The following is a 24,972-nucleotide window of genomic DNA, read 5'->3' as shown; positions in this document are numbered from 1 at the left end:
TGTCTATGCCCTTCCGGCTTGCGGCTTGTCCAATGCTTTCCGGCGATCATCCGCACCTTCATGCGACTTCGCTGCGGCGCGGCTGCGTGGTCCGTTGAAATATTCCTGGATCCAGGGATGGTCGGTTTCAAGCAATTCGGGAATCGTCCCGACTGCGATGACCTTCTTGTCCGCCAGCACTGCAACCCGGTCACAAATGGCATACAGCGTGTCCAGATCGTGTGTGATCAGAAACACCGTCAGGCCCAGCGTATCGGTGAGTTCACGTGTAAGTTCGTCGAATTTGGCAGCGCCGATCGGATCCAGGCCCGCCGTCGGTTCATCCAGAAACAGCAGTTCAGGGTCGAGCGACAGCGCCCGCGCAAGACCTGCACGTTTTTTCATACCGCCCGACAGTTCGCTGGGGAATTTGCTGGCCGCCTCGGCAGGCAATCCGGTCAGAACCGTTTTGTAGCGCGCAATCTCGTCGAGCAGCGTCTGATCAAGTTCGGGGTAAAATTGTTTGAGCGGCACCTGTACGTTTTCTGCCACCGTCAGCGTAGAGAACAGCGCCCCGCCCTGGAACAAAACGCCCCAGCGGTTGCGCACGCCGATGACTTCATCCGGTTCCGCATCGGTGATGTTCTGGCCGAAGACCTCGATATCCCCTTCGCGCGGGAATTGGAGGCCGATAATGGATCGCATCAGCACAGATTTGCCTGTGCCAGACCCGCCGACCACGCCCAATATCTCTCCCTGTCGCACATCCAGATCGAGCGCATCGTGCACGACGTAATCGCCAAAGGCATTGGTCAGCCCGCGAATGCGGATCGGAAACTTGTTGTCATAGCCTTCGGGCAGCTCAAGCGCGGAATCGTTCAGCGCAGCTTCGTCCAGCGCGGCATTGTCCGGCGCAGCTTCCTGCATAGGATCGTCGCTCATGCCCAGCCCACCTCTGTGAAGAACACCGCGAAAAACGCATCAAGCACGATCACCATGAAAATGGCCTGCACCACAGCCATGGTCGTGCGCAGGCCGACTTCCTCGGCGTTGCCTTTCACCTGCATCCCCTGATAGCAGCCCGAAAGTGCGATGATCAGGCCAAACACCGGCGCCTTCACCATGCCTACATAAAAGTCATAAGTCGGGACGACTTCCTGCACCCTGGCAAGGAAGGTCCAGAACGGGATTCCCAGCATGACATCCCCGATCACCGCCCCGCCCACGATTGCAACGACAGAGGCGTAAAATCCCAGCAGAGGCATCATCAGGATGGCTGCCAGGATACGCGGCAGAACCAGCGCTTCCATCGGTGAGACACCGATGGTGCGCATCGCGTCAATTTCCTCGGTCAGCTGCATCGTGCCGATTTGCGCCGCGAAAGCAGAGCCTGAACGGCCCGCCACCATGATCGCGGTCATCAGCACGCCGAGTTCCCGCAGGGTAATTCGCCCGACGAGATTGACGGTCAGCGTTTCCGCACCGAATTGCTGCAATTGCACCGCGCCCTGCTGCGCGATGACGATACCGATAAGGAAGCTCATCAGGCCGATAATCGGCAGGCTGCTGACGCCGACCAGTTCCATCTGCCGCACCAGCGCCTTCACACGGAAACGGCTGGGATGGCGAATAACCGTCAGGAATGCGATCAGGATCGCGCCGAGGAAACCGACATTCCGGCGCATCCCATAGCCGAAATCAACGACCTTCTTGCCGAGTTCTTCTGCGACCCGCCCAAGGACATATGGCCGGGGCGGCGTTATATCGGCGTCGCTGGAACATTCCTCGACCGCTTCAAGCAACACCTCTGCCGCTTCGCTTGCGCCAATGATTTCCGCGCCCTGTTCTTCGGCGAAACGGTGGACAATCCAGGCTCCGACAGTGTCGACGCGGCTGGCCCCTGAAATGTCGATGAACTGCGCAGAGCCGCTAAAGCCGCGCAATTCAGGATCAAGCTTGCCAATGCCGGAAACCACCAATGGTCCGGTGATGGAGACGGTTACCCGTCCCCCGCGTTCATCCACGCTATACTCGGCCCATTCGCGCATCGGGGCATTCTATGAGAGCAAATGACGCGCCCCGCAAGATTTTCGCGTGTTGCCCTTGGGATAAGGCGCTGGCAAAGGTGATTGTTCAAAGCACGGCTTCGGCCCGCTCCCCCTCCCAGCCACCCGGTACCTTATCGGACAGACTATCGGGCGGCTGGGAGGGGGAGCGGGCCGGCACCGCATGTGAGCATAAGCGAACCTGAGAATGACCAAAGAGCTTTCAACAACTTTCGATCCCGCCGCAATCGAGGCGAAATGGTATTCCCATTGGGAAGAAAACGGCAGTTTCCGGCCTGAACGCCCGGACGCCGAGCCTTTCACCATTGTAAATCCGCCGCCAAACGTGACGGGGTCCCTGCATATCGGCCATGCGCTGGACAATACGCTGCAGGACATCATCGTCCGTTATGAACGGCTGCGCGGCAAGGATGCCTTGTGGGTTGTGGGCATGGACCACGCGGGGATCGCCACGCAGATGGTTGTCGAACGCCAGATGGAAGAGCGGCAGGACAAGCGCACCAACTATTCGCGCGAGGAATTCGTGCAGAAGGTGTGGGACTGGAAAGCGGAAAGCGGCGGCACGATTACAAAACAGCTGCGCCGGCTGGGCTGTTCGATGGACTGGAGCCGCGAACAATTCACCATGGACGATCACTTCACCAAGGCCGTGCTGAAGGTGTTTGTCGATCTGCACAAGGACGGCCTGATCTACCGCGACAAGCGTCTGGTTAACTGGGACCCGAAGCTGAAGACCGCGATCAGCGATCTTGAAGTCGAAACGCAGGATGTGAAGGGTAGTTTCTGGACCCTTATCTATCCGCTGGCCGATGGCAGCGGCGACATTCGCGTATCGACCACGCGGCCTGAAACCATGCTGGCCGATATGGCCGTGGCGGTGCATCCGGATGATGACCGTTACAAGGCTCTGGTAGCGCGCGGCGCAAAGGTGCGCCTGCCCATCACCGGCCGCGAAATTCCCATCGTGTTTGACGAACATGCCGATCCTGAACTCGGCAGCGGCGCGGTGAAGATAACGCCGGGCCACGATTTCAACGATTTCGACGTGGGCAAACGCGCCGGATTTGCTCCGGCGGACATGCTCAATATGCTCGATGCGGAGGCGCGGGTGTGTCAGGTAACAGACGGGCTGATCCCCGAGGAATTGGTCGGTATGGACCGCTTCGATGCACGGACGCGCGTGGTCGCAATGCTGAAGGAAAGCGGTCATCTGGTACCGCACATCACCAAGACCAAGAAGGGCGAGGAGGTCGAACTCGACGCAGAGCCACGCACCATCCCGACGCCGTTTGGTGATCGCGGCGGCGTGGTGATCGAACCGTGGCTGACCGATCAATGGTATGTCGATGCCGAGAAGCTAGCCGAGCGCCCTATCGCGGCAGTGAAATCCGGCGAAATCGAGATTGTCCCGAAGACTTGGGAAAAGACCTTCTTCAACTGGATGGAGAACATCCAACCGTGGTGCGTGTCTCGCCAGCTTTGGTGGGGCCACCGGATTCCAGCCTGGTATGATGCAAACGGCAATGTCTGCGTTGCCGAGAGCGAAGAAGAAGCGCAGGCGCAGGCTGGCGCAGGCGTTGTTCTCACCCGCGACGAAGACGTCCTCGACACATGGTTCTCCTCCGCCTTGTGGCCTTTCGCCACGCTCGGCTGGCCGGACGAGACGGCCATGCTCGAAAAGCACTACCCCAACAATCTGCTGATCAGCGGGTTCGACATCCTGTTCTTCTGGGACGCACGGATGATGATGATGGGATATTACAACATGGATGCCCGTCCGTGGGAGAAGCTGTATCTGCACGGCCTGGTGCGCGCAGCCGATGGCTCCAAGATGTCCAAATCCAAGGGCAATGTCGTCGATCCGCTGATCCTGATCGAGAAATACGGCGCCGATGCGCTGCGTTTCTTCATGGCATCGATGGAAAGCCAGGGCCGCGACATCAAGATGGATGAACGCCGCGTTGAGGGTTACCGCAACTTCGCCACGAAGCTGTGGAACGCGACCCGGTTCTGCCAGTCTAATGGCATCGGCGCGTCCGACACGATCAAGGCCCCTGAGGCCAAGCTGGCGGCGAACCAGTGGATCATCGGCGAGGTGCAGCAGACTGTGGTTGCACTGGAAGCCGCGATGGCAGACCTGCGCTTTGATGCTGCGTCCAACCTGATTTACCAATTCGCATGGTCGCGTTTCTGTGACTGGTATCTGGAACTCATCAAGCCGGTTTTTGCCGGTGATGCCAGCAGCCCGGCTGCGGTCGAAACGCGCGCAGTGGCCGGATGGGCGCTCGACCAGATTCTCGTGATGCTGCATCCTTTCATGCCGTTCGTGACCGAGGAACTGTGGCACTCGCAGGGGGAGCGCAGCTACGATCTCATCCTTGCCAAATGGCCCGATCCGCGTGCCGAAGTGAGCAAGCAGGCCACCGATGCCATCGACTGGACCATTTCGCTCACCACCGCCACACGCGGCGCGCGCAACGAACTGGGCATTTCGCCGGGCGAAAAACTGCCCGCCTTCTGCCCTGCCCCCTCCGATCTGGCGCGCAGCGTGATAGAGCGCAGCGCGGCGGCAATCGAGCGTCTGGCACGCCTGACGCCCGTTGAATTCGCCGAGGCACCTGAAGGCGCGGCGATGCAGGTGACGGCTGGCGAGGACGTGTTCATCGTTCCGCTGGCTGGCGTGATCGATATCGACGCGGAACGTGCGCGTTTGCAAAAGGCGCTGGAGGCATCGCAAAAGGAGGCGAAGTCGCTCGAAGGACGGCTGGGCAACGCCAATTTCGTGGACCGCGCCAAGCCCGAAGCGGTCGAGAAAGCGCGGGACGATCTGGCGCATCACACAGCTGAAATTGCGCGCAACGAAAGTGCGCTGGAACGGCTGGGGTAATGTGCCGCTAGTTCTTGCAACCGATGACACTGGCGGGCCGGAAATCTTCGCCAGCATCCAGGGCGAAGGCCCGTCTGCCGGAATGCCGGTCACCTTCGTGCGCCTGTCGCGCTGCAACCTCGCCTGCGTGTGGTGTGACACGGCCTACACCTGGCATTTCGAAGGCGACAATCGCCCGCACCGCAGCGGAGAGACTTTCGCGCGGTCGGCCAACCAGCTGTCGCTTGAGGTTGAGGACGTTGCTGCGCGCATCGCGGCCCTAGGCCAGAACCGCCTTGTCATTACCGGCGGGGAACCGCTGATGCAGGCGGGCAAGCTGGCGCAAATGCTGGAGCATTTGCCCGATATGCAGGTGGAAATTGAAACCAACGGCACAGTCGATACGCCCGCGCGGCTGGATGTCAGGGTCGATCAATACAACGTCAGCCCGAAACTGGCCCACAGCGGCAATCCGGCAGAGCTGGCGTTGAAGCCGGAGATGCTTGACCGCTGGGCAACGGATCCGCGTGCGTTCTTCAAATTCGTGATTGCCGAGCCGGGTGATGTGGAAGAAGTCCAAGCCCTCGCCCGCACCCATGCGATCCCGGCGGGCCGGCTATTCCTAATGCCCGAAGGCACGACGAGCGCAGCACTGCGTGAACGCGAGAAATGGCTCGTGCCGCTATGCCTTGAGAATGGCTACCGCATGAGCGACAGGCTGCATATCCACCTGTTCGGGGACACTAGGGGGACTTAGCTTGTTTTGCGAAGGCGCATCCGCGCCTTCGTCCTCGGTGCTGTTCCCTCCGCTCCGCTTCGGGGCACCTGCGGGCGGCCAGTCGGCCTTTGTCGGTCGCTGGTCGCGCCCGAGACAAGCGCTTTGCTATCTTGGCAAGACCGAAACCGTCTCGCTTGAGACGGCAAGGCCAAACGGCCGCCCGCAGCGGGGGCAGCTTGCTGCCCGTCTAGCGAGGACGAAGGCGCGGATGCGCCTTCGCAAAACAAAACAACAAGGCAGCCTTAGCTGCCTTGCGCACGCCAGCGCTGGACCGTGCGCTGCACCATGTCCTCTTCGCCGCCGCCAGTGTTCCACAGGTCCACGAAGCTCGGGTCTTCGGATGCCGGACGCTTGCTTTCTTCAAGGTTGTCGAAGCTCACGCGGATCGGGATCGAAACACCCTCCCCGCAAATGATGCACTCACGGTTGCGCAGCGCCGGGATAGAATCGAGGAAACCGCGCGCGCCTTCGGGCATCGCCGCTTTCACGAAAGCCTGATCGCGGTCGTTGTTCAGTCGCATGGAAATGATGGTACCGCACTGTGATAGCACGCCTTCGGCAAGGTCGGACGGGCGCTGTGTGATCAAGCCCAGAGAAATTCCGTACTTACGACCTTCCTTGGCGATACGGCTCAGGACCGTGCCAACCGAGTTGCCGTCCGCATTGCGTTCATTGGGCACGTAACGGTGCGCCTCTTCGCAAACGAGCAGGATCGGGCTGGTCTTTTCATTCCGGCTCCAGATGGCGAAATCGAAGACAAGGCGGCTGAGTACAGCGACCACCGTGCTGGTGATATCTGACGGTACGCCCGACACATCGATGATCGAAATCGGCTTTCCGCCCGATGGCATGCGGAAGATCTTGCCGATAAAGTCAGCCATTGTATCGCTGACCAGCATGCCGGAAAACATGAACTGGTAGCGCGGATCGGACTTCAATTCGTCCACTTTGGTCTTGATCCGCATGTAAGGTGCGGTGTTGGTTGCCTTGTCCAGCTTGCCCATTTCGTCCTGGATCATGCCCGTCAGGTCGGACAGCAGATAGGGAATAGGCGAATCGACCGTAATCTTGCCCAGCTGTTCTGCGAGACGGTTCTTGCCGCGCGCAGCCAGCAGACATTTGGCCAGAATATCGCGGTCGTTCTGCAGATCATTGCCGCTGGATTTCAGCAACACTTCGCAATGTTCTTCAAAGTTCATCAGCCAATAGGGCATCTGCAAATTGGAAACGTCGAAAATCTGGCCGGTACTGCGGAATGCGGCGGAATATTCGCCGTGCGGGTCAATCATCAGGATGTGGCCCTGCGGCGCAGCCTGGCAAATGCGGTGCAGGATCAATGCGGCACTGGTCGATTTACCCGTACCGGTGGAGCCGAGCAGCGCAAAGTGCTTGCCCAGCATCGCGTCGATATACATGCCGGCGCGAATATCACTGGTGGGATAGACCGTGCCGATCTGGATGGAGCTGCGCCCGTCGGATGCGTAAATCTGGCGCAAATCTTCCGAAGTCGCGGGATACACCAGCGCGCCCGGAATGGGGTAACGCGTTACGCCGCGACGGAAGCTGTGGATCTTCCCGGTCAGCCGTTCTTCCATGCCTTCGCCAAGGAAATCGATATTGGCAACGATGGAATTGCCGTCACCGCGGCGGTCCTGCCGCTGGTTGCGCACAGAAGCGAGCAGCCAGCCGTCATTCGTCTTGATCTTGATCTGCGAACCGACCTGACCCGCCAAGGCAATCGACGGGTCGATATCCGCCATGCATTCGTTCAGCCGTTCCAGATCAAGCGCAATGGCAGAACCGGAACCGGCAATCTCCAGTACCACGCCGATAGGCTGGCGCGCGCATTCGGCGCTCTGCGCCTGACGCAATTCGTTCTCATTATCCAGGGAAGTACCCGAACCGGAATTGTCCACCGGGGTTGCGTCCGCAAACTGGCTTCCATGCATGTCGGTCATAAACTGCTCACAGCGCTGTTAAAGTCGCAAAATAACTAGCGCCTACGAGGTTAAGATCGCGTCAATATCCACATTTTCAGCAATATCAGACGAGCGCGAACAGCCGTCCTGCCGCCCACCCCATGAATACCGATAGTCCAACGGCGAACAGTCCATAAAGGAAGGAATTGTCCTCTGCCTCTTCCGCGACCACGCCTTCGAACCCTTCCTTGCGCACATCGACTTCGGATGTGGCAGAGGTGATGACCCGTCCATCGGCGATGGCAAAGGTTTCGGCCACATAACGGCCCGGTATCACGTTGGACGGAATCGGCAGGCGCGCCCGGTACAGAACGCCTTCCCTTACTGTTACGCCGGTTTCGTACTGGGCATAAAGGCCTTGCCGCTCTCGTAAATCCACCAGACCTGCGGAAAAACGCGCCTGTTCTTCCGGGTCAATCGAACCGGTCGGGGAAAGCTGGAGGTAAGGCAGGCCAAGTTCGTAGATAGCGGCAGTGCGTTCATCGACAATGTCGGCAATGGGGCGCGAGCTGGCGACGGCATAGAAGCTGGGGACAGACCTGTAAGCCGTACTTTGGGCATTGACCCAGATCGTGCCGAGAAGACGGCCTTTTTCACGCAGTTGGATTTCTTCCGACGGGCCTTTGAGCACGACGACGACATCATAATTGCCCTGCATCCGGCCCCCGCCGGGATCAAGAATTACGCCGAACAGCAAGAGATCTGCGCCGGTAAAGCCTTGCCGCAACACGATATCATGTTCGGATATGTCCGGCACCAGGATCGGCTCGCGGCTTTGCGCGCCGACAGGCGTTGTGCTGGCCAATGCCAGCATCGAGGCCCACAGCAGGATGACCAGCCGGCGGATCATAACGGCACCACCGAATACACTTCGTCCGGGGTAACCGTAAGCCCAAAGGCCATTCTCAGTGCAATGATCACAACAATCAACCCCAGCCCGATTCGCAGATATTCCGGCTTCGCAAATTGTGCGATTCTGGTGCCGAGTTGCGCACCTGTTACAGAACCCAGCAACAGCAGACCTGCCAGGACTATGTCGACGGCGCGCGTCGTGAAAGCGTGGACCATCGTTACCAGCATGGTGATGAACAGGATGTTGAACAGGCTGGTGCCCACCACAACCTTCGCGCTCATGCCCAGGATATACAGCATGGCAGGTACCATGATGAAGCCGCCGCCAACCCCCATCAGCATCGTCAGCACACCCACCACCAATCCAAGGATCATCGGCGCGATGGGGGAAATGTACAGACCCGAGCGATAAAAGCGCCAGCGATAGGGCAGCGCCGCAATCCACGGGTGATGGCGGCGCTTTGCAGCCCGGCCTTTTTCTCCCTTGGTGTCGAACACACCCAGCGTTTGCAGTGCTTCACGCAGCATGAGGCCGCCAATCGTACCGAGCAGCAGGACATAGAGAATATTGATCACCGTATCGATCTGCCCGATCGAACGCAGCACGTTGAACAGGCCCGCCCCGACCAATGCGCCGAGCATGCCGCCTGCCACAATCACCAGTCCGATCTGATAATCCACGCCATTGTTGCGGCTATGCGCGAATACCCCGGAAACGCTGGCACCGGTCACCTGAGTCGCGGCAGAAGCGGCGGCCACGGTTGGCGGGATACCGTAAAAAATCAGCAGCGGGGTAGTCAGGAACCCGCCGCCCACGCCAAAAACGCCCGACAGGATACCCGTTGCCAGCCCGAGCAGGATGATGACCAGTCCGTCGACCGCAAGATTGGCAATGGGAAGGTAAACATCCATCTGCGTCGCCTAACCCAACCAGCGCCGGTATAGAAGGCGAATGACGATGGGTGCCTAAAATCCGGCAGACAGTGTGAGCGCAGGGCCACTCGAAGGCTCTGCTCCGCCTGCCACGCGGAAACGGTAATCGGCAGACACCCGGCCGCGCGCTGGCCCGACCCGAAAGCTCACACCGGCAGTCGGGCCGACATCCAGCCGCTGCGCATCTTCCTGCGCTCCGCCCCACGCACCGGCGCCCGCTGTCAGGCGGAAATCATCCACTCCTGCCAATTCACGGGTAATGCGCGCCTGCCCATCGACGAAGGCCGTGGCAAAATCGCCGGTCACATAACCACCCTGGACATAGGCCTCCCCGGTCAGTCCGCCGGGAAGGTTGAGCGGCGGAAATTCGCCGACAGCATAGGCGGCGCCGCGCAGTTCTGTCCGGCGATCTGTTTCACTCACCCGCGCTTCTGCGGCAAGCCGGACAGGAATGGCGGGAATGGGCCGCGCCGATACGCCCAGTGCAACTTCGCGTTCCCGCCGCCCTTCCAGCGCCGCACTTGCCCGCAAATGAAGCTGCGGGGCATGACCGCTGGACGGCGCCAGATTGTAACGCATGACCGCACCAATCTGGCTGCGGCCATAGCTTGGGCGGCCCGAAAGCAGGGGCGAATCATCTGCCTGCCTCCACAGCGCCCAGGCATCCATGGACCAGCGCGGCGAAACGGCCATCCTCCGCATCGCTTCTGCCGCATGGGGGGCATAGACCGGAACCGGCGTGCCATTTGGCCTGGCCTGCGCGGCCAGATTGCCGTTCTGCGCAGATAGCCCCGTTGCACCCGCGCTGCTGCGGTATGCGGCACCGAGCAGATAGGCATGCGCAACCAGAGACCCTGCCCCGGCAAACCCGCGGCGCGACAATCCGGAACCGCCTCCGCCAAATCCCGAATATGCCACTGGCGCAAGCGGAAGTGGTTTTTCGATCGGCGTTGGGTCAGGCTGCAATTGCCACGTTGGCGCAGGCGGCGGAGCATAGGGGGGCGCATATCGCTGCGATGTGTCTACTGGCGCAAGACCGCGCTGCCTCGGCGCGATTTTCTCTATGCGGACCGTTTCGGCAGCATCTGATCCGGAAATCGGCAGGACAGCAAGCGATGCCGGCATGAAGGGCGGTTGCCAGATAGCCACCCGCATCAGCAACCAGACCGCAAGTACAGCGCCAAGCATCACCAGAGCACCGCCCCGCCGCGCGGCTGGATTGGCCGGAGCCTGCCTCACGCACCGCGCTCCATGACTGCGGCAAGGTTCTGTGGCAGCGCCGGTTGATCGCGGTGCACGGTCTTGTCCCATATGACATCCGCCCCACCCAATGTCCGGCCATAGGCAAACAGCGCACGCCGTCCGGCCATGATTGCGATGATGTTGGAAAGCGGGATCCGCAGCACTGCGTGCAGTCCTTCCATCGGTCCGTATTCGCGCGCGGTGAAGGTAAACCGCATGATCACGCGCCAGACGAATGCCGCCATATTCAGCCCGAGCAAAACCACCAGCAGCGGTGTCGGCTCCCACGGCCTGTCGTAACCGGCGACTTCCAGTGCTGTCAAAGCCAGCGCCAGCACCAGCAGGCTGTACCCGGTAAGCAAAACAACTGCCGACAACGGGCCGCGCCGGTCGCGCAAACGCATCCAGTTTTCAACCAATGTGCCGCTCCAGCCGAGGCGGTCCCAACCTTGAAATGCAATCCCGTGGACCCAGCGCGACTTTTGCCGAACCGCTTCTGCCAAAGTTGCCGGGAAGTAAGACCGGGTTGCAATCAATTGGCCATCCTCGCCGCGAACCCGAAGGAAGCGTGACCGCCCACCGGCAGCACCAACCATCAACCCCAGTTCGTAATCTTCCGTGAGAGACAAGCCGGAAAACGGCCCCGTCCCGTCGCCCGCCATATGGCCTGAAGGGACCATCCTCGCCAGCAAGCTCCGCCGGAAAGCGCAGCCTACCCCCGCTGCCGGGATACCTGCACCAAGTGCATCGCGCACAACCATGGCCTTGCCGTGCGACTCTGCAAACTCTTCACAATAATGGCTGCCGACCCATGGCGATGACGGATGCGGGATGGGCAGAACGGGCAATTGGACAAATTCGCAATCGTCTATCGCCCTGTCGATGAGGCCAAGCGCAGCAGGATCAACCAGGTCTTCCGCATCGTGCAAAACAACGGTTCGAAATTGCCGGCCACGTACCGCCTCATCCCGTTCCATCGCGCGATATAGCCGGTTGAGGCAATCGGCCTTGGTGGTTGGCCCAGCGCGGTCATGCACAACCAGCCGGACACGCGGGTCTCCCCCCGCCCCTTCGATTGCAGCCTGCAAACTGGACGGATCGTTCCGGTAACAACCAATGTAGAAATCCACATTGCCATGCGTCCACGCTTTCAGCGCATGACCAAGAGTTTGGCCGATGACCTCGGCTTCCTGCCAAGCGGGAATGAGGACGGCGATGTTTCCCGATAAGCGGCGATGCCGCACATCGGCGCGTTTGACACTGTGCGTTTTGCTGCGCCCTGTAATGCGCAGCCACAGCCAGATCGCATCCATCGCAAATTCGTCAATCGCGCCGAGCAGGAAAAAGAACCCTGCAAACAGCAGCAATTCGTATTCGATCAGCGCCAGCAACTCCAACGCCGACCAATCCGTCAAATCCATGCCTGCGCCCCTAGAACCACCCGTCTCGCGAGTAGGTATCAGTACTTACAGTACTATTTGCAACTACAATTGTAAAATCGCTGAAATTTTCGCTGCAAAATTGTGCCTGAAAGCTCTCAGCACTTGAAATGATCGGCGGTTTCGGAAAGGGACACTTCCCATGTCCGAACCCAACATCCTCCGCTCCGCTGTCCGCAACTTCACGGCCTTGTTCAAGGCCGATGCGTTTGAAGGGATGTTGCTCATCGCAGTTGCCATTGTGGCGCTGGTGGTGGCCAATTCAGGCGTAGCCGATGCATATTTCGCCCTGTTCAACGGCTATCTCTGGTCGAAGGAAACATTCTACCTCAACACGATCCACCTGTGGGTGAATGACGGTTTGATGGTGATATTCTTCTTCGTCGTCGGGCTGGAAGTAAAGCGGGAGCTGTACCGCGGCAATCTGTCCGACCCCAAGGCGCGCACCTTGCCGATCGTGGCGGCAGCCGCGGGCATGGCGGCGCCAGCGGCGGTCTATATGCTGATCGCTGGGGGACAGCCTGAGCTGATGCGTGGCTGGGCCATTCCGGCGGCAACAGATATTGCCTTTGCAATGGGCGTTGTCGGCCTGCTGGGGACCCGTGTTCCTGCACCGCTGCGCCTGTTCCTGCTGACTGTCGCCATCGTGGACGATATTGGCGCAGTCACTATCATCGCCATTTTCTACACCGAAGAAATCAAGATGATGTTCCTGGCCGCATCCGCCGTGGTGCTGGGCCTCATGTTTGTAATGAACAAGATGCGCGTGATGCACATGGCACCCTACATCCTGCTCAGTATCGTGCTGTGGTACTGTGTGCTCTATTCGGGCGTTCACGCGACCATTGCAGGCGTTCTCGCCGCGCTGACCATCCCGATGTACGGCAAGAATGATGGCTGCATGCTGGAAGATATGGAGCACTCGCTAGTGCCATGGAACGCCTATATGGTCGTGCCAATCTTCGGCTTTGCCAATGCCGGTGTCGATATATCGGGCATCGGTCTGGAAGAGCTGCTGGCACCGCTGCCTTTGGCTGTGGGTGCAGGCCTTGTGCTGGGTAAGCAGATCGGCATCTTCGCCACCGTCTTTGCACTGGTGAAGCTGAAGATCGTGCCCAAGCCGCCAGGTTGCAGCTGGGCAGAAATCTGGGGCGTCACGATCCTGTGCGGTATCGGCTTCACCATGAGCCTGTTTATCGGTGAACTGGCCTTCACCGGCACTGACGAGGCCGCGCGCCTGCTGCGCGACGAAGCCAAGATCGGCGTGCTTTTAGGTTCACTTATCTCGGCGGTGATGGGCTACACCGTGCTGCGGATGACCGGCAAGCACGGCGAGGAAAAGGACGATCCCAACAGCCCGGTTGTTTAGGGGCTTTTGGTTTCGAAGCTGCATCCGCAGCTTCGTCCTCACGGCTATTTCCTCTGCTTGGCTGCGCTAATGCTTCCGGGCCGCAGATGGCCCGGAAGACCTAGTCTTTCTTCGCGACTGGCGCGTTTTCGCCCAGATCTTCGTACCAGGCCTGGACAGGGCCGTTCAGCTTGATCGTCAACGGGCGGCCCTTGCGGTCAACAGTCTTGCCGGCCTGTACCCGGACCCAGCCTTCGGAAATCGAATATTCTTCAATATCGGTGCGAACGCGGTCCTTGAACCGGATCGCCACGCCGCGTTGCAACTTGTCGGCATCGAAATGCTCGCTCCGCGGATCGATGGAGAGGTGATCGGGGGGTGTGTCGACGCCGTTTTCAGGCATGCTTGGGGTTTCTTGTTCGCTCATAAGGCAAGGCCACTAACCGCAGCGACGCAAAAATCAATCAGAATGGCCTCACAATACACACTGCGCCTTGCCCTTTGGTCCGGCCCCTTATAAGGGCGGCGCTTCGTTTCGCAGGTGGTTTGCCTGCGGGTTCGCTTGGCTGCGGGCGTGGCGGAATTGGTAGACGCGCTGGTTTTAGGTACCAGTATCGCAAGATGTGGGGGTTCGAGTCCCTTCGCCCGCACCAGTTTCGCCTTGTGGTGACGCTGGTCGCTTCCCGCCAAAGTCGAACCGTTAGAGAGAGATTTATAAAGGCTGGTCATGGAAATCGTAGAAAATACAAATGAAGGCCTCAAGCGCGCCTACACCCTTACTATTTCTGCAAAAGATATCGACGCCCGCGTCGAAGCAGAAATCAAGAAGGTTGCTCCGCAGGTGCGTATGCCAGGCTTCCGTCCCGGCAAGGTTCCGGCAAACCTCGTGCGCAAGATGCACGGTGAGGCAATGCATGCCGATGTGCTGAACAACACGCTGCGCGAATCGGTTGAAAACCTGATCCGCGAAAAGAAACTGCGCCCCGCGCTCCAGCCCAAGGTCGAAATGACCGAAGGGTATGAACAGGGCAAGGATGCCGAACTGAAGGTCGAAGTCGAAGTGCTGCCCGACATCAAGGCACCTGCGATTGACGGACTGAAGCTGGAAAAGCTGAACGTTCCTGTCAGCGACGAACAGCTTGACGAAGCGCTGGGCAAAATTGCCGAGGGCCAGAAGACCTACAAGGATGCACCCAAGACTAAGAAGGCCGCTGACGGCAACCAGCTGATCATCGATTTCGTTGGCCGCGTCGACGGGATCGAATTCGAAGGCGGGAAAGCGGAAGACGCTCCGCTCGTAATCGGCTCAGGCCAGTTCATCCCTGGCTTTGAAGAACAGCTTGTCGGCGTGAAAACCGGCGACGAGAAGACCATCAAGGTCACCTTCCCCGCTGATTACCAGGCAACGCATCTTGCCGCCAAGGACGCCGAATTCGACGTTACCGTGAAGCAGGTAAAGGTTGAGGCCGAAACCAAAGTTGATGATGACTTCGCCAAGCAGCTTGGCCTGGACGGCATCGACAAGCTGAAGGAACTGGTGAAGGGCCAGATCGAGCAGGAAAGCGCCGGTCTCACCCGCACCCAGATGAAGCGCCAGCTGCTGGACACGCTGGCTGCCGATCATGATTTCGACGTTCCCCCATCAATGGTGGACGCTGAATTCGAACAGATCTGGAACCAGCTGACGCAGGAAGCCGCCCGGGAGGAAGACTCCGCAGCGGCGATGAAGGAAATCGAAGCCGACAAGGACGATTACAAGCGCATTGCAGAGCGCCGCGTGCGTCTTGGCCTGCTGCTTTCCGAAATCGGTCAGGCCAATGGCGTGGAAATCAGCCAACAGGAAATGCAGATGCTGATGCAGCAGGCTGCGCAGCAGTATCGCCCGGAAGACCGTGACCGGTTCATGGAATATGTTCGCAACGAACCGATGGCCCAGGCCCAGCTGCGTGCTCCTTTGTATGAAGACAAGGTCGTCGATTTCCTGTTCGACAAGGCTGAAGTGACCGAGCGCGATGTTACGCGCGAGGAACTGGAAGCTGCGATCGAAGCAGAAGAAGCACCTGCCGACACGAAAAAGAAAAAGGCCCCGGCCAAGAAAAAGCCGGCGGCTGAAAAGGCGCCTGCAAAGAAGGCCCCGGTCAAGAAGGCTGCCGCCAAGGATGATGGCGACAAGAAGCCAGCTGCAAAGAAGGCCCCTGCCGAAAAGGCTCCGGCCAAAAAGGCTCCGGCCAAGAAGGCGGAAGCCAAGCCAGCTGCAAAGAAGGCTCCTGCAAAGAAGTCTGCAGCCAAAAAGCCAGCCGCCAAGAAGGCACCTGCCAAAAAGTAGGCCGTCAGCTAGGCATTAAATAAGAGCCCTCCCAGCATCAGCTGCGGGGGCTCTTTTATTGCCTAGAAGCTGCCGGTCAGGGTGAGAGTAATCGTCTGTCCGCGGTCGCGGCGGCGATTTTCGGTGAACAGCACGGGAGAACTGCCGCGCGGTCCGTCATACACGGTGCGCAGCAGAGTGTCGGGCCCATTGAAGATGTTGCCCAGTTGCAGATTGGCAGTCGCGCCAAGCACGTCCTTATGCTCGACAAAAAAGGAGCCGGACGTGCTTGGTCCGTACTCGAAGGATTCCTGTTCCACACGAAAGGACGGCGCACGTTCGGTGTCCTGGAAATTCCAACCGTAGGCCCAGTCGGTGCGCGGAATATCGTGGCGGAAATCGAGTGAGATTTCGAACGGGTCGTTGCCATCAAACCGTCGCTCTGCCAGCGTGACAGGGTCAATCAGTTGTGATTGCTCCCACCGAACCGAAACCTCCAGTTGCGCACCCTCCACACCCAGCGGCGCAAGCTGCAACGTGCCGAGCAGATTGGCGCCTGTACGCCGCGCAGCTTCGATATTGCCGCGCGCTTCCCCGCCACCAGCAACTGGCAAGATCAGAACAAGGTCTTCGATCTGTTCATCGAAAAGCGCCAGCGTGGCAGAGCCGAACTCGCCGAAGTTCTTGGCAATTTCCAGCTTGATATCCCAATTCTGCTGCGGTCTGAGATCGCTGTTCCCGGCATTCGCCTGTTCTTCTGACAAGTCCACACTGGCAAGAAAGTCACCAAAAGACAGCTGCCCTACCGTGCGCGCCAGTTCGAAATTGACATCCAGTCCATCCGTTGGCGTCCAGGCAAGCCCGATGGAGCCCTTTGGCCGGCGAAAAATGCGTGATCGGGCGTTCGCTCCGGTTTGCGAGATTTGCGAATATTCGGCGCCGCCAACAAGCTGGATGGAGAGATTGTCCGTCAAGGGGAAGCCTACACTGAGCAAAGCTTCATACCGGTCCTCGCGTACTCCGCCCGCGCCGCCGGGGAATTCCACCTCGGCAAAGCTTGCCGCTGCTGGATCGTAGTCGAACAGGCGCCCGTCCTGATCCAGCCGGTTGAAGGCGGCCTCTGCCGAAACCTGGAAGTCAGCGCCCCACATGCCCCAGCTATATTCCCCTCGCCCGATGCGTTCGCCTTGATCGGCCACGCGGATGAACTGCGATCCGCTGGTCGGAAGGCCCGCAGTGTCGAGCAGGGAATTGGTTATCCGGTCACGGTGGTCAAAACTTTCCAGCGCAATCACCTTCAGCTGGCCGGGGCCAACCGGGAAAGTAATGTCCCCGCCGATTTCATAATACCATTCGTCGCTGTCTGTGACGAAGCGTTCAACAAAAGGCGGCAGCGGGCTGCTTGCTTCCCGAAATTCCTGCTCCTCTGCATCGAAAATTTCAATTCCGCCCGTCAGGTTGAGATTGACCTCCACTTCCGGCGCAATATCGAAGCTGAAGAAACCGCTGATATTGGGCCGGTTGAACAGGGTCGAAGCTTCATTGATGCGCGCATCGACCACGCCGTCCGCGGTTGTAATGATGGACGGTCCGATGCGCCCGCGGGCAAAATCGCGGTTTTCCAGCGCAAGGGTGTAATCAACGCCACCAATGCTGCCGGTCAGCGAAATTTCGCCTTCAAACCACTGTGCAGGCGCGCTCAAAGTGTTCCATTCGGGCCGCCAGCGAAACTGTCCAGAGACAGCGCCCTGCAGCACGATGATATTGGCAACGCGGCCTGACAGGCCCGGAATGTCGAGCATCGCACCATCAACCACTTCGACCCGCACGACATTGCCGACCGGAATGCGCGCAAGAAGATCGGCAGTGCTGGTGGATTTGCTCGAAACGCGCTCTCCATTGATCAGCAGGTTTTCCGATGCCTGACCAAAGCCGCGTCCTCCCCCGCCACCTTGGTCAACATCAAAGCCGGGAATTTGCTGGATCAGATCGAGCGCGTTGCGCGGGGCGAAGCGGGCGAAATCTGCCGCGGTGTACACCTCGCGGGCGACCGCGCGGGATTGGGGCATCTGCTCCTCCACGCTGGCATCCCGAGGCAACGTGTCAACGCCCCGCGTGTCTTGCGTGTCTTGCGTGTCCTGCGCATGGGCGATGCCTGCCTGACCCGCCAAAGCACAGGCCAGCGCCAAAAATCCCGTTTGAGGGCGGCGAAGTGACAATGAAAATCCAGTCCCGGTAAGTATCAGCGGGCGGCCTTCAAGAAGCCGCCGCATCGGCAAAGCGCGCGCGTTAATTACTCGCGGCAGGTACCAACGGTTCCCAAGGTGCAAGGCGCGGCTGTGGTATGGCAAAGCTACGTTCCCGCTCATAAGCGGAGCCAGCCTGAAGAATGGCATGGTCGTCCCACTTCGCGCCGATGAAGGAGAGGCCCACAGGCAGCCCTTCGATATGCCCCATCGGTACCGTCAGATGCGGATAGCCGGCAATTGCGGCGAGGGAGCCGACGCCGATACCCCCGCGGAAGTTATCGCCGTTGACCAGATCAGTGACCCAGGCCGGGCCGCGTGTGGGAGCAATCAGGAAAGCGACCCCATGCTGCGCCAGCATCGCATCGATTCCTTCCGGCCCGGCCAGCCGGAAACTGTTGGCGCGGGCGGCCTCATAGGCATCGCGGTCGGTCGTTTGCAGCGCAAGCTCAAGAATATCCTGCCCGAACCACCGCAATTCGGTGTCGGCATGGGCAATGTTGAAATCTATCACATCCTGCAACGACCTGACCGGAATATCGGCGGGGGAGCCTTGCAGATAGGCGTCAATCCCTTCGCGGAATTCATACAGCAGGACCGTGTATTCATCGCGGCCCATCGCGGGATCACCGTCATAGGTCACGTCGATCAGAACAGCGCCGGCCGCGCGCAAATCGGTAAGCGCTTGCTCATACACCGCGCCAAGCGGTTCATATCCGCCATAACGCCCGCGCAGCACACCGATGCGCACACCATCCAGTGATGCTTCGGTCAGGCCGGCCGTGAAATCGTACGCGGGGTCTCCGTCTCCGATTTCGCCGTAATCCGGCCCGGCGATGGCGGTGAGCAGCAAGGCTGCATCGGCCACGCTGCGCGCCATTGGTCCGGCGGTGTCCTGGCTGGCGCTGATCGGCACGATATGCGTCTGGCTGACGAGGCCAACGCTGGGTTTGAATCCGACCACACCGTTCAGGCTGGCTGGACAAGTGATCGACCCGTCTGTTTCTGTGCCGATTGCAGCCCAGCTGAAGCCCGCCGCAACCGCAGCACCGCTGCCGGAGGATGAGCCGCAGGAATTGCGATCGGTGGCGTATGGATTGCGGGTGATACCGCCCACGGCGCTCCAGCCGCTGGAGCTTTCGGAAGAGCGGAAGTTGGCCCATTCGGAAAGGTTGGTCTTGCCCATCACCACGCCGCCATTCGCGCGCATTCGCGCAATCAGCGGCGCATCGCGGCCTGTGTCGTTGGCTTCCAGGGCAAGACTGCCTGCCGTTGTCGGAAGTTCGCGCGTTTCGATATTGTCTTTCACCAGAACTGTCCGGCCCTGAAGCCGGAGGCGCTGCGCGGCGCGCACCTGCGCAGTGATATCCGGGGCCAGTGAAATGACTGCACCGATCCCTTGAGGACCATCATCGTAGTTCACTATCCTGTAGATATGGCCAACGGCCCGCCCCTCCGCGACATTGGTGAAAGGCTCAACCCCCGGCGGAAGCACAATCCGCGGAATATCGATCTGGGCCAAAGGGAGGTCACTATCCTGCGCGTGAAGAGGAGAAGTGAGTGCAATCAGTGGTATAGCAAGAAATAATTTTCTCATGCCAGGCACTCTGCGCCAGTCCCCAGCCGCTGGCAATCCCTCTAAAAGTCTCCGCTCAGGCTGAAGTTGAAGATCGGCTGCACCGACAGGTCTTGTGTTTCACGGAACAACAACGAGCTCCGGTCGCGGTAACCATCGTAGACAAAACGGTCCTGCCGCGCGCGGCCATCGGTCAGGTTGAAAACCGTGAGGCTCCCGGTCATCCCGAACACGTCTTTGTGCTCCACAAAAGCGAAAGTGTAGATCGGGCCTTCGTAATTGCGGCCGGTTTCCCCCAGCCGGAAATAGGGCTGCGCGCGATCATAATCCAGACCCACGCCCCAGGCCCAGTCAGAACCGGGGATGTCGTGCCGCAGGGTCGCATCGATTTCTAAGTCGCGATTGCCGCTCCATTTGCGGGTTTCGCCGGTCAGCGGGTCTGTCAGGCTGGTCCGGTCCCAATCGATCGTCAGATCCAGTTGCGCGCCGTTGAAGCCCAGGGGGGCAAGTTGGAATGTGCTGTTTGATCGAATGCCGTAAACGCTGGCGGAATCGATATTTCCGCGCGTTTCCCGGCCGCCGGAAACCGGAATGAATTCGACAAAATCTTCAATCTCGCGGCCATAAAAACGGAGTTCTGTACTGCCCCAGCGACCCAGCGTCTTGGTAACATCAAGCTGCGCTTCCCAGCTCTGTTGCGGTACCAGTTCCACGTTACCGGCATTCTGCTGATCCTGGTTGAGCGACACGCTGGCGAGGAAATCACCGAAACTGAGTTGTCCCACGCGGCGCGCCACTTCCAGCGATACGTCCAGCCCTTCCTCCACCTGCCACGCGAGGTTGGCGGAACCTTTGGGCCGCCAGAAGCTGCGCGTAAGGCCATTTGTGGCGGTTTGCGAAATTATGGAATATTCACCACCCGCACCGATTTGCAGCGTGAGATTGTCCGCCAATGATCGGCTGTGGGTAAGGATGGTTTCGTACCGGTCCTCCGTTACGCCGCCTGTGCCGTTGGGAAAGGCGATTTCGGCAAAGCCTCCCGTCGCGTCCAGTTCGAACAATTGCGCGCTGCGGTTCAGCCGGTTGAATGCGGCCTCCCCGTCCAATTGCCAGTCCCCGCCCAGCATTGCCCAGCTGAATTCGGCGCGCCCGATCCGTTCCCCTGTTTCGGTACGCGAGGCAAAACGACTGCCGTTATCGGGCCTGCCATCCTCAAATGAAATTATCGAATCGGAGCGTCCGCGATTGCGGCTGTAACGTTCCAGCCCAATCAGCTTTAACCTGCCGGGTCCAAGACCGAATTCCACGTCACTTCCGAATTCATAGCCCCAGCCGCGATTGCGGTCTTCGAACATGCGGAAACGATCAACGCCCACGGTCAGATCGCGCTGCTGATTGTCCCGGAAGTTCTCATAAACGCGGCGGTAATTGGCATTGGTGTTGACGATTGCACCGCCGGGGCTGGTCCATTGCAGACTGCCCGAAACGCGCGGCTGATCGGCGATGAATTGCATGCGAATGTCGCGCGTTTCGATCACATTTCCCTGCGGATCGAAGATGAACGCCTCTCCGCCGCCCGCCGCTCCGCGACCCACACCATTGGATACTGCGACTGTCCATTCCAGCGCTTCGCTCGACCGGCTAAGCGATACTTCGCCGCCAATAAAGCTGGGCCGCGCATATTTGGGCCGGAAGCCTGCGCGGTAATTGAAGCGCCCGCTGATATCGCTTGGGCGGGTGATAACATTGGCGACCTGACCAGACAGGCCTGCGATGCCAAGCGTCGCCGCCTCTACAATCTCGATCCGCTCGACCCGGTCTGTGGCAATCCGCTGGAGCTGGGTGAAAATGCCATCGGACTTGTTGGTTATGCGCTGCCCGTTGATCAGCACATTGGCGCTGGCCTGCCCGAGCCCGCGCTGCCCGTCTTCTCCGCGCAGAGTGAAGCCAGGCACTTCATTCAGCATGTCGAGCGCGTTGCGCGGTACGAAGCGTGCAAAATCTGCGGGCATGAAAACACGCGTACCGGAGGCAGTTTCCTGCGCCAGCGGCGGCGGCGGCGCGGACGCCATATCGCCAGATTCCTGCGCCTGCCCGTGTGACGGCGTCGCAGCGACCAGGCTGGCGGCTGTGACGGTCAAAAGAAGTCTATGCAAATCATTCCCCAACCCGCAACTACGATTGTAGTCATGTTGGTTACACGGGAAATCTGTTCGCGCTGCATGTGCATTTCGACCAAACCCGCATGAGCCCCGATCAGGGGATTCACCATTACCGTCAAAGCTCCCTCTTGAACTTGGACGCGTGCGGGGCGACATAGGCGCACTATCAGCGACACGAGAGGAAGCCTGCGCATGTTCGACCTGTTCGGCGACAATAAAGACCAGTTTACTACCGACCCTGTGACCGGCCAGCTTGTGCCGGTTGTTGTCGAATCGACCAGCCGCGGCGAACGCAGCTTCGATATCTTCAGCCGCCTGCTGCGCGAACGGATCGTGTTCGTCACCGGCCAGGTGGAAGACAATATGGCCAGCGTTATCGTGGCTCAGTTGCTGTTCCTCGAAAGCGAAAACAGCAATGATATCAGCATGTACATCAACTCGCCCGGCGGTGTGGTGACAGCTGGCATGGCGATCCACGACACCATGCAATACATCAAACCAAAGATCCGCACCGTGTGCATCGGGCAAGCCGCCAGCATGGGTTCGTTCCTGCTCGCAGCGGGAGAGCCCGGCATGCGTGTGGCCCTGCCCAACGCGCGAATCATGGTGCACCAGCCAAGTGGCGGCGCACGCGGTATGGCATCCGATATCGAGATTCAGGCCAAGGAAATCCTGCGTATTCGCAAGCGCCTGAACGATCTTTATGTCGATTACACCGGCCAAAGCCTCGACGATATCGAGAAGGCAATGGATCGTGACACTTTCTTGGAAGCGGAAGAAGCCAAGGCTTTTGGTCTTGTCGATGCCGTTTTTGCGCACCGCCCGAAGGGTGAAGAAGGCAAGGAACCGACCGGTTCCGGCGGCGCGCCCACCAAGGATTCCGAATAATATTGGCGCGACCGGTGCCGACAAAGCGCCTGCACAATGCGTATTTCATCGCATTCTCGCACTGCGAAGGCACCGGTCCGCCAGTATTGTAGCATTTTGGCAACCCTCCATCTTCAGTGTGGAGCAAGGGTCTTATGCTATGCATGGACATGATTGATATTGTGGCCCGGTCCCCTAGGATGAACGGCCGACTCCCGCACCCCGCGCACAACTGCGCAGAGTCGCACTGGATTTAAGGAATATGACGAAGTTGAGCGGATCCGATAGCAAAAGCACCCTGTACTGCAGCTTCTGCGGGAAGTCGCAGCATGAAGTGCGCAAGCTGATCGCTGGCCCCACCGTGTTCATCTGTGATGAATGCGTGGAGCTGTGCAATGACATTATCCGTGAAGAGGCCAAGAGCGGCCTGAGCGGGCGCAAGGACGGCGGCGTACCCACTCCGCAGGACATTTGCGACACGCTGAACGATTACGTCATCGGGCAAGACCGCGCCAAGCGCGTCCTCTCCGTTGCCGTGCACAATCACTACAAGCGTCTGCAGCACAGCGGCAAAGGCAGCGATGAAGTTGAATTGGCGAAGTCCAACATCCTTCTCGTTGGCCCCACAGGTTCGGGCAAGACCCTGCTCGCACAGACGCTGGCGCGCACGCTCGATGTGCCCTTCACCATGGCTGATGCCACCACGCTGACCGAAGCGGGTTATGTTGGTGAAGATGTGGAAAACATCATTCTCAAACTGCTGCAATCTTCCGATTATAATGTCGAAAAGGCGCAGCAGGGCATCGTCTACATCGACGAAATCGACAAGATCACCCGCAAGGCCGAAAACCCTTCCATCACCCGCGACGTGTCGGGCGAAGGCGTTCAGCAGGCTTTGCTGAAGCTTATGGAAGGCACCACTGCCTCCGTCCCGCCGCAGGGTGGCCGCAAGCATCCGCAGCAGGAATTCCTGCAGGTGGACACCACCAACATCCTGTTCGTCGTCGGCGGAGCATTTGCCGGGCTGGACAAGATTATCGGTGACCGTCTTCAGAAACGCTCGATCGGTTTCGGCGCGAACGTCGATGAGCCGAGCAAGGCCAAGATCGGCGAAATGCTGGAAAAGTGTGAGCCGGAAGATCTTCTGAAATTCGGGCTTATCCCGGAATTCGTCGGTCGCCTGCCGGTTATCGCCACGCTGCACGATCTGGATGAGGACGCGCTCGTCACCATCCTGAAAGAGCCAAAGAATGCTCTGGTGAAGCAATATGCCAAGCTGTTCGAGCTGGAAGACGTGGAGCTTACCTTCACGGACGACGCACTTATTGCCATCGCCAAGCGGGCAATCCTGCGCAAGACAGGCGCACGCGGACTGCGTTCAATCGTAGAAGCGATCTTGCTGGACACCATGTTTGACCTGCCGAGCATGGAAGGCGTGACCGAAGTCGTCGTCGATGCCGATGTTGTCGGCGGCCGCAAAGAACCGGTCCGGGTTATGGAAGGCAAGAAGGGCAAGCAGAAGGAAGAGGCTGCCTAGGCAAGCCTCCACCCAGACGCAAACCTGCCAGACGCAAACCTGCACAAGGGACTGCAATCGGCCAGTACTGCAATTAGCCCCGCTGGCCGCTGCGCCTTCTGGCTAGATTCGTATGGCTGCACCCGCCATCACTCGACAGCAAAAACCCCGCCCGGCATTATGCCGGACGGGGTTTTTCTGCGCCGCCAGAGTGAGGGGGGTAAACGGCGCAAAGGGAAGGGATCGCCTTCAACCGGGCAGCAGCACCCGGTCCAGTACGTGGATCACGCCATTCGATGTCTCGATGTCGGTCGCTGTCACCAGCACCTGACGATCGGCTGCATCGGTCAATACGACATTGCCGTTGTTCAGGCGCGCGATCAGCGTTCCGCCGCCCAGGGTGGTGATGCGGGCATGGCCGTCACCAGCCTCGATCAGGCCTATCAAGTCGCTGGCGCTGACACGGCCGGCAACCACATGATATGTCAGCACGCCGGTCAGGGCGTCCTTGTTTGCCGGCTGGAGCAGCGTCTGCACGGTTCCGGCAGGTAGGGCATCAAACGCCAGATCGGTGGGGGCGAAAACGGTAAAGGGGCCATCGCCAGACAGTGCGCCTGCCAGATCGGCGGCCTGCACGGCAGCAACCAGCGTTTCAAAATCGTCATTCGCGGCAGCAGCCTGTACGATATTTGGCGCGGTGTCGTGATGATGGTTGTGATTATGCGCCGCAGCAGGTGCTGCAAGCAGCATGGCCCCTGCCAGAGTGGCGGCGAAGCGAGCAGTAGGTTTGAACATCAGAAAATCTCTCCTTTTGGTGC

General features: G+C 59.5%; 18 protein-coding genes and 1 tRNA gene. 7 read left to right on the top strand and 12 right to left on the bottom strand.

Features of this window, described 5'->3' with window-relative positions:
- Positions 1-3: 3 nt before the first annotated feature.
- Both AB731_RS05255 and AB731_RS05250 read right to left on the bottom strand, forming a co-directional pair.
- Positions 4-921, bottom strand: coding sequence for an ABC transporter ATP-binding protein (locus AB731_RS05255; protein ID WP_082126349.1), 918 nt, complete (start codon positions 919-921; stop codon positions 4-6).
- A complete protein-coding gene (locus AB731_RS05250) occupies positions 918-2,027 on the bottom strand; it encodes an MlaE family ABC transporter permease (RefSeq protein ID WP_047092136.1) in 1,110 nt (369 codons plus the stop codon). The genes AB731_RS05255 and AB731_RS05250 overlap by 4 nt, the downstream gene beginning before the upstream one ends.
- 205 nt (positions 2,028-2,232) lie before the next feature.
- Between AB731_RS05250 and AB731_RS05245 the strand changes: the two genes are divergently transcribed.
- A complete protein-coding gene (locus tag AB731_RS05245) occupies positions 2,233-4,932 on the top strand; it encodes a valine--tRNA ligase (RefSeq protein WP_047092137.1) in 2,700 nt (899 codons plus the stop codon).
- Position 4,933: 1 nt separating this feature from the next.
- Positions 4,934-5,668, top strand: a complete 735-nt coding sequence (locus AB731_RS05240) for a 7-carboxy-7-deazaguanine synthase QueE (protein WP_047093004.1) — start codon at positions 4,934-4,936, stop codon at positions 5,666-5,668.
- Between the two features lie 263 nt (positions 5,669-5,931).
- Here AB731_RS05240 and AB731_RS05235 read toward each other — a convergent pair whose 3' ends face one another.
- The 5 genes from AB731_RS05235 to AB731_RS05215 form a co-directional block, all read right to left on the bottom strand.
- Positions 5,932-7,647, bottom strand: coding sequence for an ATP-binding protein (locus tag AB731_RS05235; protein ID WP_082126348.1), 1,716 nt, complete (start codon positions 7,645-7,647; stop codon positions 5,932-5,934).
- 85 nt (positions 7,648-7,732) lie between these two features.
- Positions 7,733-8,518 (bottom strand): TIGR02186 family protein, encoded by a 786-nt coding sequence (locus AB731_RS05230; RefSeq protein ID WP_047092138.1) that lies wholly within the window; start codon positions 8,516-8,518, stop codon positions 7,733-7,735.
- Positions 8,515-9,432: a sulfite exporter TauE/SafE family protein gene (locus tag AB731_RS05225; RefSeq protein ID WP_047092139.1), complete on the bottom strand. Its 918-nt coding sequence runs from the start codon at positions 9,430-9,432 to the stop codon at positions 8,515-8,517. The genes AB731_RS05230 and AB731_RS05225 overlap by 4 nt, the downstream gene beginning before the upstream one ends.
- Before the next feature lie 54 nt (positions 9,433-9,486).
- On the bottom strand, positions 9,487-10,692 hold the full coding sequence (locus tag AB731_RS13620) for a hypothetical protein (RefSeq protein ID WP_052845695.1): 1,206 nt from the start codon (positions 10,690-10,692) through the stop codon (positions 9,487-9,489).
- Complete coding sequence (locus AB731_RS05215) at positions 10,689-12,116, bottom strand: glycosyl transferase family protein (protein ID WP_047092140.1); 1,428 nt, start codon at positions 12,114-12,116, stop codon at positions 10,689-10,691. The genes AB731_RS13620 and AB731_RS05215 overlap by 4 nt, the downstream gene beginning before the upstream one ends.
- Positions 12,117-12,276: 160 nt before the next feature.
- On the opposite strand from AB731_RS05215, the gene nhaA reads away from it, so the two are divergent.
- Positions 12,277-13,503 (top strand): Na+/H+ antiporter NhaA, encoded by a 1,227-nt coding sequence (nhaA, locus tag AB731_RS05210; RefSeq protein ID WP_047092141.1) that lies wholly within the window; start codon positions 12,277-12,279, stop codon positions 13,501-13,503.
- Positions 13,504-13,603: 100 nt separating this feature from the next.
- Here the strand turns inward: nhaA and AB731_RS05205 are convergent, their stop codons facing one another.
- Positions 13,604-13,909 carry a DUF3297 family protein gene (locus tag AB731_RS05205; protein WP_047092142.1) on the bottom strand — a complete coding sequence of 102 codons (306 nt, stop codon included), beginning with the start codon at positions 13,907-13,909 and terminating at the stop codon, positions 13,604-13,606.
- Positions 13,910-14,050: 141 nt separating this feature from the next.
- Here AB731_RS05205 and AB731_RS05200 point away from each other — a divergent pair.
- A tRNA-Leu gene (locus AB731_RS05200) sits at positions 14,051-14,135 on the top strand.
- A gap of 74 nt (positions 14,136-14,209) precedes the next feature.
- A complete protein-coding gene (tig, locus tag AB731_RS05195; protein ID WP_047092143.1) occupies positions 14,210-15,808 on the top strand; it encodes a trigger factor in 1,599 nt (532 codons plus the stop codon).
- Between the two features lie 62 nt (positions 15,809-15,870).
- Here the strand turns inward: tig and AB731_RS05190 are convergent, their stop codons facing one another.
- Genes AB731_RS05190 through AB731_RS05180 form a run of 3 tightly spaced genes read right to left on the bottom strand, consistent with a single transcriptional unit; the run spans position 15,871 to position 21,750 of the window.
- On the bottom strand, positions 15,871-18,060 hold the full coding sequence (locus tag AB731_RS05190; RefSeq protein WP_052768821.1) for a TonB-dependent receptor domain-containing protein: 2,190 nt from the start codon (positions 18,058-18,060) through the stop codon (positions 15,871-15,873).
- 16 nt (positions 18,061-18,076) lie between these two features.
- Positions 18,077-19,630: an amidase gene (locus AB731_RS05185; RefSeq protein ID WP_052768822.1), complete on the bottom strand. Its 1,554-nt coding sequence runs from the start codon at positions 19,628-19,630 to the stop codon at positions 18,077-18,079.
- A gap of 41 nt (positions 19,631-19,671) precedes the next feature.
- Positions 19,672-21,750 (bottom strand): TonB-dependent receptor plug domain-containing protein, encoded by a 2,079-nt coding sequence (locus AB731_RS05180; RefSeq protein ID WP_047092144.1) that lies wholly within the window; start codon positions 21,748-21,750, stop codon positions 19,672-19,674.
- Positions 21,751-21,963: 213 nt separating this feature from the next.
- Between AB731_RS05180 and AB731_RS05170 the strand changes: the two genes are divergently transcribed.
- Positions 21,964-22,659, top strand: coding sequence for an ATP-dependent Clp protease proteolytic subunit (locus AB731_RS05170; RefSeq protein WP_047092145.1), 696 nt, complete (start codon positions 21,964-21,966; stop codon positions 22,657-22,659).
- A 241-nt stretch (positions 22,660-22,900) separates the two neighbouring features.
- Positions 22,901-24,175: an ATP-dependent Clp protease ATP-binding subunit ClpX gene (gene clpX, locus AB731_RS05165; RefSeq protein ID WP_047092146.1), complete on the top strand. Its 1,275-nt coding sequence runs from the start codon at positions 22,901-22,903 to the stop codon at positions 24,173-24,175.
- A gap of 228 nt (positions 24,176-24,403) precedes the next feature.
- On the opposite strand, the gene AB731_RS05160 is transcribed toward clpX, so the two are convergent.
- A complete protein-coding gene (locus AB731_RS05160; RefSeq protein ID WP_047092147.1) occupies positions 24,404-24,949 on the bottom strand; it encodes a fasciclin domain-containing protein in 546 nt (181 codons plus the stop codon).
- Between the last annotated feature and the right edge of the window lie 23 nt (positions 24,950-24,972).

The sequence above is a fragment of the Aurantiacibacter marinus genome, from assembly GCF_001021555.1.
GTDB lineage: Bacteria > Pseudomonadota > Alphaproteobacteria > Sphingomonadales > Sphingomonadaceae > Alteraurantiacibacter > Alteraurantiacibacter marinus.
The sequence above is the reverse complement of the archived record's forward strand: the minus strand, read 5'-3'. Positions and strand labels throughout refer to the sequence as shown.